Annotated in this window: 10 protein-coding genes and 2 pseudogenes; 6 read left to right on the top strand and 6 right to left on the bottom strand. The window is 67.9% G+C overall.

Annotated elements, in window-relative coordinates; genetic code table 11:
- From AWC08_RS39670 to cobF, 5 genes and pseudogenes are all read right to left on the bottom strand, one after another.
- Positions 1-217 (bottom strand): PGRS repeat-containing protein (locus AWC08_RS39670; protein WP_419196913.1); only part of this gene is annotated, 217 nt, incomplete at its 3' end.
- A gap of 87 nt (positions 218-304) precedes the next feature.
- Positions 305-526: pseudogene (locus AWC08_RS39675) on the bottom strand (PE family protein); the annotation flags it as partial.
- A 679-nt stretch (positions 527-1,205) separates the two neighbouring features.
- Positions 1,206-1,505, bottom strand: a pseudogene (locus tag AWC08_RS38375) (PE family protein); the annotation flags it as partial.
- Between the two features lie 127 nt (positions 1,506-1,632).
- A complete protein-coding gene (locus AWC08_RS19720; RefSeq protein WP_069434492.1) occupies positions 1,633-3,336 on the bottom strand; it encodes a PE family protein in 1,704 nt (567 codons plus the stop codon).
- Between the two features lie 82 nt (positions 3,337-3,418).
- Complete coding sequence (gene cobF, locus AWC08_RS19725) at positions 3,419-4,162, bottom strand: precorrin-6A synthase (deacetylating) (RefSeq protein ID WP_069434491.1); 744 nt, start codon at positions 4,160-4,162, stop codon at positions 3,419-3,421.
- A 126-nt stretch (positions 4,163-4,288) separates the two neighbouring features.
- Between cobF and AWC08_RS19730 the strand changes: the two genes are divergently transcribed.
- The 4 genes from AWC08_RS19730 to AWC08_RS19745 all read left to right on the top strand — a co-directional run bounded on the left by AWC08_RS19730 (position 4,289) and on the right by AWC08_RS19745 (position 8,373).
- Positions 4,289-5,194, top strand: coding sequence for an AurF N-oxygenase family protein (locus AWC08_RS19730; RefSeq protein WP_065137009.1), 906 nt, complete (start codon positions 4,289-4,291; stop codon positions 5,192-5,194).
- Positions 5,191-6,354 (top strand): DUF4873 domain-containing protein, encoded by a 1,164-nt coding sequence (locus AWC08_RS19735; RefSeq protein ID WP_232008010.1) that lies wholly within the window; start codon positions 5,191-5,193, stop codon positions 6,352-6,354. Before AWC08_RS19730 ends, AWC08_RS19735 begins: the two co-directional genes overlap by 4 nt.
- A gap of 330 nt (positions 6,355-6,684) precedes the next feature.
- On the top strand, positions 6,685-7,449 hold the full coding sequence (locus tag AWC08_RS19740; protein ID WP_065137007.1) for an STAS domain-containing protein: 765 nt from the start codon (positions 6,685-6,687) through the stop codon (positions 7,447-7,449).
- Positions 7,450-7,503: 54 nt separating this feature from the next.
- Positions 7,504-8,373 (top strand): TIGR03619 family F420-dependent LLM class oxidoreductase, encoded by an 870-nt coding sequence (locus AWC08_RS19745; RefSeq protein WP_065137006.1) that lies wholly within the window; start codon positions 7,504-7,506, stop codon positions 8,371-8,373.
- Positions 8,374-8,376: 3 nt separating this feature from the next.
- Here the strand turns inward: AWC08_RS19745 and AWC08_RS19750 are convergent, their stop codons facing one another.
- A complete protein-coding gene (locus AWC08_RS19750; RefSeq protein ID WP_069434489.1) occupies positions 8,377-9,192 on the bottom strand; it encodes an enoyl-CoA hydratase/isomerase family protein in 816 nt (271 codons plus the stop codon).
- A gap of 56 nt (positions 9,193-9,248) precedes the next feature.
- Here AWC08_RS19750 and AWC08_RS19755 point away from each other — a divergent pair, with 56 nt between their 5' ends.
- Positions 9,249-10,166, top strand: a complete 918-nt coding sequence (locus AWC08_RS19755) for a class I SAM-dependent methyltransferase (RefSeq protein ID WP_065137705.1) — start codon at positions 9,249-9,251, stop codon at positions 10,164-10,166.
- Positions 10,167-10,288: 122 nt separating this feature from the next.
- Positions 10,289-11,164 (top strand): PE family protein (locus AWC08_RS19760; RefSeq protein ID WP_142283684.1); only part of this gene is annotated, 876 nt, incomplete at its 3' end.

Below are 11,164 nucleotides of genomic sequence, written 5' to 3' on the forward strand. Positions count from 1 at the left end.
CACCCGCCCCACCCGCGCCGCCGGCGCCACCGTTACCGAAAAGCCCCGCCGCGCCGCCGGCTCCGCCGTTCTGACCGACCCCGCCAGAACCTCCCCGTCCACCGTTGCCGAACAGCAGTCCGCCCGCTCCACCATTGCCGCCGGTCCCGTCGATCCCGTCGGCACCGTTGCCGATCAGGGGACGCCCCAACACCGCCTGGGTGGGAGCGTTGATCAGGTTCAGCGCCTGCTGGATCGGCGCCGCATTCGCCGCTTCGGCGCTGGCGTAGGCGCCGGCACCGGCGTTCAGCAACTGCACGAACTGTTGATGGAAGGATGCCGCCTGTGCGCTCAGCGCTTGGTAGGTCTGCGCATGAGCACCGAACATGGCCGCTACCGCCGCGGACACTTCGTCGGCGCCGGCTGCCAGCACCGCAGACGTCGGCGCCGCCGCTGTAGCACTCGCTTGGTTGATCGAGGACCCGATGCTCGCCAAATCCGTTGCCGCCGCAGCGACCCACTCCGTCGACGCGTACACAAACGACATGCGGCAACCTCTTCCCGATCAGATGTCAACCGACTTCCGCGTGAGAGGCGATGGTAGCGCTTTGGCCGCGGCGCGATCCGGGATTCGCCGAAGTCAGAGACTAGGCCGGGGCGGCGATGCCGGCCTCACCCAGCGCACCCCTGCCGCCGGCCGCGCTGTGGCCGAACAGCCCGACGCCGCGTCCGTCGGGGGCGAAGAAGCTGTCTGCTCCGCGCAGGGTGTGACCGGCGAGGGAAGCGCCTTCGCCATGTAGCCAGCCGCTCCGCTCGCCCTCGGCGACCACGGCCGCAGGTTCGGCGTGCGGCACGTGGGCGGGACTGGCCGGGTGGCTTTCGCTACCGGCCTTGGCGGGTTGAGCATTCGCGGCGGCGAAACCGGCGCCGGGGCCGAAGAAGCCGGGCGCGAAAGCTTGTGCCGGAGCAGCCTCCGCGGCCGCGACGTCGGCGGCCGGCGTTACGCCGGCCTGACTCCCGAGGGCGCCGACCGCGCCGCCGCCCCCATTGCCGAAGAGTCCTGCCGACCCGCCAGCCGGGGCCAGAGCCGCGGCGCGGGCGCCGAACAACGAGGCGCCGCTTCGGGCCGCGCCCACGGCGGCACCGATACGGTTGACTGCGCCGGTGTTCATCGACTGTGCCGCGGCTGCGGTGGCCATTGCCACGTCGTTGGAGGGAGCAGCGCCCTGCTGCATCGGCGTCGCGTTCGCCGCCTCGGCACCCGCGTAGAGATTGGCCCCGGCGCTCATGAGTTGGACGAATTGCTCGTGGAACATCGCCGCCTGCGCGCTCAGCTGCTGGTAGGCCTGGGCATGCGCGCCGAACAGGGCCGCAATCACGGCCGAGACGTCGTCAGCTCCGGCCGCCATCACCGCCGACGTGGGCGCTGCCGCCGCCGCGCTGGCCGAGTTGATCGTGGAGCCGATGCTCGCCAAATCCGAGGCCGCTGCTGCAACCCACTCTGGACTGGCGAACACATACGACATTCGGCGATCCTTCCCGACCGGTGTGACGAAGTACTCATCACGTGTTTAGCACGTGGTACTGAATCGTAGCGTGGGAATGGATACCCGGAGCGCACGTTCTTTTCGGGGCAGTACCGCCCGGCTGAGGTCAGAGGGTCACGCCGGGGGTCCCGGCAGCGCCCAGAATCCCGCCGTCGCCGCCGAAACCGGGGTCGCCCGGGCCGTGCGTGTTTCCGCCGTTGCCGCCGTTGCCGATGAAGGTGGCGCTGCCTCCCCCACCGCCGCCACCGCCGACGACGCCGTTCAGACCGCCGTCGCCGCCATTGCCGCCGTTTCCGAAGATCAAGCCGCCGTCACCGCCGAAGCCGCCCATTCCGCCCGCCTGCCCCTTGTCGGGATCCGGGCTGACAGCCGCATTGCCGGCTTGACCGCCGTTACCGCCGTTGCCGAAAAGTTTGGCGTCGGCGCCCTGACCGGCGTTGCCACCTTGACCCGCAAATCCGTAAGCGACGTGCGGGTTCGGTTGCGCGACGTTGCCCTGGCCGGCGACGCCGCCGTTGCCGCCATTGCCTCCGCTGCCCCCGCTGCCGAATATGCCGGCTTCGCCACCGGCGCCGCCCCAGCCGCCGGCCCCGCCATTGCCTGCGGTGTTGAGGATGAACGCATCCCCCATGTTGCCGCCGCTTGCGCCGTTGCCGCCGTTGCCGCCGAGCCCGCCGTCACCCCAGATCAGACCGCCGGTGCCGCCCTCGCCGCCCCAGCCGCCGCCACCTCCGTCGCCACCGCTGTCGGTACCGGACAACCCGTTGGCGCCCGAACCGCCGTGACCTCCCGCACCGCCGTGACCGAACAAACCGGCGTTGCCTCCAGTGCCGCCGGTCCCGGACGAACCGCCGTTGGCGCCGCCGTAGGCGGGCTGGTTGATGTACCCGCCGCCGTCGCCACTATTGCCGCCAGTGCCGCCGTTGCCGTACAGCCACCCGGCCTGACCGCCATTGCCGCCGTTGCCACCGAACCCGCCGGCGCCCTCGGTACCGAATCCGGGGTTGACGCCAATGCTGCTGGTGCCCTGTCCACCACCGCCGCCGGCTCCGCCGGTCCCACCATCGCCGAACAGCAGCCCGCCGCGGCCTCCAATTCCACCGTTGCCGCCGTTGCCGCCGTTCTGACCCACGGCCTGGGCGCCGAACGGGATCGTCGCGCTGCCGCCCAACCCGCCTGTCGCGCCGCTTCCGCCAGTGCCCCAGATCCAGCCGCCGTTGCCGCCGTTGCCGCCGCTGCCGGCATTGCCGCCGGGCAGCCCTGAGCCGCCGGGGGTCACGCCCGCCCCGCCGACGCCGCCGTTGCCGCCATTGCCGAAGAAAGCCGCGGATCCGCCGCTGCCGCCGTTCTGGCCCGGGGCGCCGGCAGCACCGTTGCCACCGTTACCGAACAGCCAGCCTCCGTCGCCGCCGTTGCCTCCCGGCGTGGTGGCGTCGGCGCCGTTGCCGATCAGGGGACGGCCGGTGAGCGCGACGAACGGGTCGGCGGTGGCCGCGGCCGCCAACGCCTGCAGCGGTGTCGCGTTGAGGGCTTCCGCGGCGGCGTACTGGCTTGCGCCCGCGCTCATCAAGGCGACGAACTGCTGGTGAAAAGCCGCGGCCTGCGCGCTGACCAGTTGATATGCCTGGGCATGCGAGCCGAACAGGGACGCTATGGCCGCCGAGATCTCGTCGGCGCCGGCCGCCAGGATCGCCGAGGTCGGCAGGGCGGCCGCCGAATTCGCCGAGCTGATCGTCGACGCGATCGCAGACAGGTCGCCGGCCGCCGCCGCCACATATTCCGGTGTTGCAAAAACCCACGACGTAGCCACAGCAGTACATGTTTCCAAACTCTTCGACAACTGTGCAATAAGGCGCTAGAAGGCCAAAACTCCTGATAGAGCTCGCTTTCGATCAGTCGCCCTGCCGCAGCAGGTAGGTGTCCATGATCCAGCCGTGTCGCGCGCGGGCCTGCGCACGCTTTGCCGCGATGTCGGCGCCGACCGCCCCGACGGTGCCGGCCATCAGCAGTTCGTCAGCGGTCCCGAGGTAGGCGCCCCACCAGATCCGGGTCTCGGGCGGGCAAGCCTGGAACGAGCAGTCGGCGTCGAGCATCACCACGGCCGCACCCGACAGGCCGCCCGCGCGCAATTGCCTGCCGGTGGTGATCAGCACCGGCGCGCCGATGTCGTTGAGCGGAATACGGTGCCGGGCGGTCAATGCCTGGATCGCGGTAATTCCGGGGATGACGTCGTAGGTGAAGTCGACCTCGCCGGCCACCGCTTCGAGGATGCGCAGCGTGCTGTCGTACAGCGACGGATCGCCCCAGGCCAGGAAGGCGCCCACACCGTCGGGCCCGAGTTCTTCGGTGATGGCACGCGCCCAGATCCGGGCCCGCGCGGCATGCCAGTCGGACACCGCCTTGCGATAGTCGCCCCCCGCGGAGCGCTGGGGGTCGGCCAGTTCGACGAACCGGTAGCCCGGCTCGCGGATGAACCGCGCACAGATGTGCTGGCGCAACGCGACCAGATCACTTTTCGCCTCGCCCTTGTCCATGGCGAAGAACACCTGCGTGTTGTTGAGCGCGTTGATCGCCTGAACGGTCACATAGTCGGGGTCGCCCGCGCCGACACCGATGACGTGGATGTGACGGGTCATGTCGCCCAAGCTAATTGAGAGCCGGGCATTTCTACCTGAGACCGACGGTACCCGGTACCAAGGGTATTGACTAACACCTGTGATCTGCCTAACGTCAGAGGTACGCGATCGAAGGGACGGTCAACGATGACCACTGCGGTGCGCCCGGGTGGGCCCAGTCGTGAAGAGTTCTCCGAGCGTCTGCTCAAAGGCTCGGTCAAGAAGTCCTACGAACCTGTCGTGGATATCGACTGGGATGCCCCACTGGACCCGGACAAGTTCTTCCTTCCGCCCCGGCTGGTGTCGTTGTACGGCACGCCGATGTGGGACGAGATGACCCGCGAACAACAGATCGAGCTGTCCCGCCAGGAATTGGTGAACACTCTCTCGGCCGGCATCTGGTTCGAGAACATGCTCAACCAGTCGTTGTTGCGCACCATCCTCCACGAAGATCCCACCAGCCGGTCGACGCACTACAAGCTGACCGAGCTGGGCGATGAAACCCGGCACATGGTCATGTTCGGTAAGGCGATCGAGCGGATCGGCGCAAAGCCCGTGCAGCCGCGGCGGTTTCACCGTTTCATCATCAACGCGTTGCCGCTGGCGTTCCAGCGCGGTTCGATGCTGTGGGTAGCCGCGCTGATCGGCGAGGAGATCTTTGACTCGTTGCAACGGCAGATGATGGACGACCCGCAGTTGCAGCCGATCATTCAGCGGCTGATGCGGATTCACGTCACCGAAGAGGCCCGCCACATTCAGTTCGCGCGTGACGGTGCGCGCAAGCGGGTGGCCGAAATGCCCAGGTTCAATCGTTGGTTCATGGCCAACATCAACGGACTCGGCGGATACTTCTTCAACTATCTGTTCAGTAACCCGGTGCCGTATGCGCGCACCGGCCTGGACCCGATACGAGCCCGGCGCGCCGCACGCACCAGCGAGCACCGCCGCGAGATTCAGGTCGCCGGATTCGCGCCCCTGGCAGAGTTTTTGACCGAAGTGGGCCTGATGGGCCGGATCGCGCGACGGGGCTGGAAGCGCAGCAGGTTTCTGTGAGGACTCCGCATGCGGTCGTGATCGTCGGCGCGCAATCGCGTGGCCGCAGCGTGCAGGCCGCCCTGGAAGCAGCCGGTGTCGGGGACGTCGAGATGCGCGACGGGGTGCACCGTGCGGTGTTCGACGACGACGCCGACAGCTGGGCGCTACACACCGATGACGTGGTCGTCCGGGCTCGCGTCGTGGTCGCCACACAGCCGGTGCCCGCGACGCCGTGGATTCCGAACCTGCACGGCCACAACGCTTTTCGCGGCGATTCGTTCCATGCGGCGCAGTGGGACGAGAACTTCAACCCGGCCGGTAAGCGCATCGCGGTCGTCGGTACCGACTCTTTCGCCGGGCACCGGCTAAGCCGGCTTGTCGAATCAGCCACAGCGGTAACCGTTTTCCCGCACACGCCGCGCAGACCGATCATCGACATCGAGCTGTGGCCCACCCGAGTCAAGCGCCGGTTGCTCCGCCGGACCGATCGTGGACCGCAAGTGGCGCCGCCGATCGAATCGATCACCGCCACGGGCATCCGCACCGTCGACGGCGTCGAACACCCCGTCGACACGATCATCTACGGCACCGGTTTCAGCATCGAGCACGACCCGCCGCTGGCCGGCGCCGGTGGGCTGACCCTGCGGCAAGCCTGGGTCGACGGTATGGAGCCGTTCTTCGGCGTGGCCGTGCGTGGGTTCCCCAATTACTTCTTCGTCGCCGGTCCCGACGTGGCTGCTCAGGCCCGCTATGTCGCAGAGTGTGTGGTGCTGATGCAGCGCAGCCGGAGCCGCCGCATCGAGGTGCGCCACAGCAGCCAGCAGGTATACAACGAACGCGCGCCGCTCGCGCCCGCCCCGCCACCGCCGGCGGCATCGGCGTTTGACCTGTCGGCGCATGCGCCGGACTACGAAGACACCTATGACGGTGAGGCGACGCTCGAGATCGGCGGCACGCGCCATCCGGTCCGGGTGCGACTGACGGGCCACCTGGACCCGCTCGACGGCAGTTACCACTGGCAAGGGACCGTGTTCGACGTTGCCGAACTACCGCGGGAGCGGGTCGGAACGTTGGCCGTGGGCCGCCGCAGCGCGCCCGCTCGCATCGTGGAGCGGACTCCCTGGGGCACCCACTCGGTGGCGGGCATCGGCGCGCCGCCGTACGCCGGCCACGGCTGACGGCTGAAATTGCCGCATCGGCACCCGTCGTCAAGCGGTTAGGCTAGGTCCGCCTCCTATTGGAGGTTGACCGCAGGCACGTAGTGGGTAGTCCCCTCTTGTGGTGCGTGCTGCGGCAGGCGACAGGACGGCGAGAACAGCATGTTCGGCGTTGTGACGGCTGGAGCGTCGCGGGCCCGCGAACCTATACCGGGTCGCGCCGGTGCCGCCGCACTTTCGCAAAACGGCTTACTTGGCCGAAGATAGACGTTCTTGGTTGGCAATTGCGACGGGGTACAAGTCCGAGGAGCGGGACATGGAATCGAACGACACGTTCGGACTGGCGTCCCGATGAGCGCGGTCGCCAAGTCCTCCAACGCGCTGGCTGTAGCCTCGCGGACCGAGGATTCGGTGGTCGTGCTGACGGCCGAAGGGTTGCTTGACGCCAACAACTCCCCGGAACTGCGGGACAGCATCACCAAAGCCATGATCGATGTCCCTGCCGCCGTCGTCGTCGACGTCAGCGCTCTTCAAGTTCCCGACGAGGCGGCGTGGTCGGCCTTTGTGAGTGCGCGCTGGCAGCTGGACACCCGGCCCGATGTGCCGATCATCCTGGTCTCTTCGAACCGCGCGGCCCGCGACGCCATCACCCGCAGCGGCGTCGCGCGCTTCATGCCGGTCTACCCGACCGAGAAAGCGGCGCTGAAGGGCGTCGCGAAGCTCGGCCGCCGCAAGCTGCAGCACGCGCAGGCTAAGTTGCCCGCCAACCTGACCAGCCTGCGGGAGTCCCGCCAGCTGGTCCGCGAGTGGCTCACCAACTGGCACAAGCCGGGGCTGATCCCGGTGGCGCTGGTGGTGGTCAACGTGTTCATCGAGAACGTGCTGGAACACACCGGTAGCGACCCGGTGATGCGCATCGAATGCGAAGGCCAGACCGCGACCATCGCGGTGTCCGACGCCAGCGGGGCACCGGCGTTGCGCCTGTCGTCACCGTCGAAGGGCATCGATGTCTCCGGGCTGGCCATTGTCGAGGCCTTGTCCCGGGCCTGGGGTAGCACGCCGACCTCCTCGGGCAAGACGGTGTGGGCGGTCATCGGGCCGGAGAACCAGCTCTAGAAAGCCACGTTCTAGTGTCGAGGGACGCACCCCTTCGACGAAAGCAGACATGACGTGCGGTTCAGCTACGCCGAGTCGATGACCGACCCAGCTTTCTACATCCCGCTGGCCAAAGCAGCCGAGACGGCCGGGTATCACAGCATGACCATCGCCGACAGCCTCGCCTATCCGTACGAATCGGACTCCAAGTATCCGTATACACCCGACGGGAACCGCGAATTCCTCGACGGCAAGGAAATGATCGAAACCTTCGTTCTGACAGCGGCTTTGGGTGCGGTGACGACGACGTTGCGGTTCAACTTCTTCGTCCTGAAGTTGCCGGTTCGGCACCCGGCACTGACGGCCAAGCAGGCCGGTTCGCTGGCCGCGCTGATCGGCAATCGGGTGGGTCTGGGCGTGGGCACCAGCCCGTGGCCGGAAGACTACGAGCTGATGGGTCTGCCGTTTGCCAAGCGGGGCAAGCGAATGGACGAATGCATTGAGATCGTGCGCGGTCTCACCACCGGTGACTACTTCGAATTCCACGGCGAGTTCTACGACATTCCCAAGACGAAGATGAGTCCGGCGCCGTCGCAGCCGATCCCGATCCTGGTGGGCGGCCACGCCGACGCAGCGTTACGCCGCGCCGCGCGTCTGGACGGCTGGATGCACGGCGGTGGCAGCGACCCGGCCGAGCTCGACCGGCTTATCGGGCGCGTCAAGCACTTTCGCGAGGAAGAGGGAAAGAGCGGCCCGTTCGAGATCCACGTCATCTCGGCGGACGCCTACACCGTCGACGGCATCAAGCGCTTGGAGGACAAGGGCGTCACCGACGTCATCGTCGGCTTCCGCTGGCCCTACATCAAGGGACCAGACCTCGAACCGCTGGACGTCAAGATCGGGCACCTGGAAAAGTACGCCGACAAGGTGATGTCGAAAGTTTAACGCTCACAGCGGATCCCACTTCGGTGCCCGCTTCTCCCGATGCGCCTTGGCGGCTTCGGCAGGATTGTTGGTGAACCCGGTGAGGATCTGGGTGCGGTTCTCGATCTCGATGGCGTGCCGCAGACTCGGGGCGTCCAGTGCCGCATTAAGGCCGATCTTGGTCTGCCACACCCCGAATGCGTTGTTCGCGGTGATCTCGCGGGCCTTGGACAGCGCCGCGCCCATCAGATCGTCGGGTTCCACCACTTCATGCACCAGGCTGATCCGGTAGGCCTCCTCGGCGTCGATGATGCGGCCCGTCAGCATCAGTTCGCGTGCAACCCCGGCGCCGACGATCTTGGGCAGCAGGTAGCTGGTGCCCATATCCATCGACGAGAAGCCCGCTTTGATGAATACCGAGCCGAATCGCGCGTTTCCGGAGGCGATCCGAATGTCGGAGTGCAGCGCGAACGCCAGGCCTCCGCCGACGGCGACGCCGTTGACCGCGGCGATCACCGGGATGGGCAGCTCGTACATCCGGACGAACAGCTCGGCCAGCCGCACCTGGGCGTCGTAGGTGACCTTGAACGGCGGCGTGGCGGGTTTGACGTCGGTCCAGGCCTGGCCGGTACCACTCAGGTCGGCCCCGGCGCAGAACCCGCGTCCGGCGCCGGTCAGGATCGCGGCGCGAAAACCGCCGCGGCTCAACGTGTTCAGCGCGTCGTCGACGCCGTTGATCAGCGATCCGTCAATAGCGTTCAACAACTTGGGCCGGTTCAGCGTGATGCAGGCGATGTCGTCCTCGACGGTTTCCAGGGTGACTGCGGGTTCCGGTGCCATACCCGAACGTTAAGCGACTTCAGCGGACTTCCAGGGACCGGGCTTACGGTTAGTCCATGGCACGCGCCGATGACGACAGCTGGGACCTGGCCAACAGTGTGGGAGCCACCGCCACCATGGTCGCGGCCGCGCGGGCGGCGGCCAGCAGACGCCACCACATCATCGTCAACGACCCGTTCGCCGAGCCTCTGGTGCGAGCCGTCGGAGTGGAGCTGTTTGTGCGGCTTGCGGCGGGTGAGCTCGACGACGTTGACGCCGCCGGGAACCTGGGCTTCCCAAGGATGATCGACACATTCGCCGCCCGGGCAAAATACTTCGACGACTTTTTCGCCGAGGCCGGCAGCATGGGCGTGCAGCAGTTCGTCATCCTAGCCTCCGGGCTGGATTGCCGCCCTTACCGGCTGCCGTGGCCTGGCCGCAGCAGGGTGTTCGAGATCGACCAGCCCGAAGTGATCGAGTTCAAGACGTCGACGCTGCGGGCGCTCGGTGTCACCGCCGACGTAGAACACCGCACCGTCGGCATCGATCTGCGCGACGAGTGGCCGGCGGCTCTATTGGCAGCCGGATTCGACGTGGAGCAGCCGACGGCCTGGCTGGCCGAAGGCTTGCTGATCGGCTTCCTGCCGCAGGAAGCCGAAGTCCGGTTGCTGGACGACATCATTGGTCTCAGCGACTCGGGCAGCTGGCTGGCCGCCGACTACGGCCAGGTGGCCGGGAGGTCTGTCGCTGATCAGCAGGCGGCGCAGCGGATGACCGACTCGTGGCGCGAGCTGGGGCTCGATATGGACATTGCCGGATTGACGTACCCCGGTGAGCACACGGACGTGGCGGCGCACTTGTGGGCGAACCGGTGGAACACGATCACGTCCGATCTCGCCGAGCTGTTCAGCGCGGCGGGGCTGGCGCCGCTGGGTGACGCGGGGCGTTCTGGGCCGGCGAAGTCGATTGGGTTTGTGCGGGCGTCGTCGGGGTAGCGAGGCGATAAGTCCGTATGGCATAGCACCGCCATCAGAATTAGGTAGTCGACTACGTACACGTCTCTCTTCCGTTCGAAGGATGGTGAGTCTGCGAACACCTGTTAGCGGAATGAGTCGACATGTCTTATCTGATCGCGGCGCCCGAGCTGATGGCTGCGGCGGCAACGAATCTGGCAAGTATCGAAAGGGCGCTCAGCTCAGCCCACGCAGCGGCGGTGAGTTCGATAACGCAGGTGTCGGCCGCGGCTGGCGATGAAGTGTCGGCGGCGATCGCTGCGCTGGTTTCCGAGCAAGGCCAGCAATACCGGGCGCTCAGCGCACAGGCTGCGGCGTTTCACAGCGAGTTCGTAGCAGCCCTGACCACGGGCGCGGGCTCGTACGCCGGTGCCGAGGCCGCCGCCGTCACACCTCTACAAAGCCTGCTCGACCAGATCAATGCGCCCTTCGTGTCGCTGACCGGACGGCCGTTGATCGGCAACGGCGCCAACGGCGCACCCGGCACCGGGGCGCCCGGTGGACCCGGCGGATGGTTGATCGGCAACGGCGGGGCCGGCGGATCCGCCTTCGAAGGGACCGGCAAGCCAGGTGGTGCCGGCGGGCCCGCCGGGCTGATCGGCAACGGCGGAGCGGGCGGAGCGGGTGGAGCGGGCGTGTTCGTCAACGGTGGCGCCGGTGGCCGCGGCGGGGACGCCATGCTGTTCGGCAGCGGTGGGGCCGGCGGCTCCGGCGGCCTCGCCCACAACGCCAACCTGACCGCCGGAACGGGCGGGGGCGGCGGCAACGCCGGCTTGCTGATGGGATCCGCAGGGGTCGGCGGCTCCGGCGGGTTCGCGAGGGACGTCACCGGAATCGGCGGGGCGGGCGGCAGCGGCGGAACCGGCGGGTTGTTCACCGGCGGCGGGACCGGCGGAATCGGCGGTGTAGGTGCGTCAGGCGGAGCCGGCGGGCACGGCGGGGCCGGCGGATCCGCCTTCGAAGGGACCGGCAAGCCAGGT

Origin of the sequence: Mycobacterium gordonae (assembly GCF_002101675.1) — a bacterium.
In the GTDB taxonomy this organism is placed as follows: Bacteria; Actinomycetota; Actinomycetes; order Mycobacteriales; family Mycobacteriaceae; genus Mycobacterium; species Mycobacterium gordonae.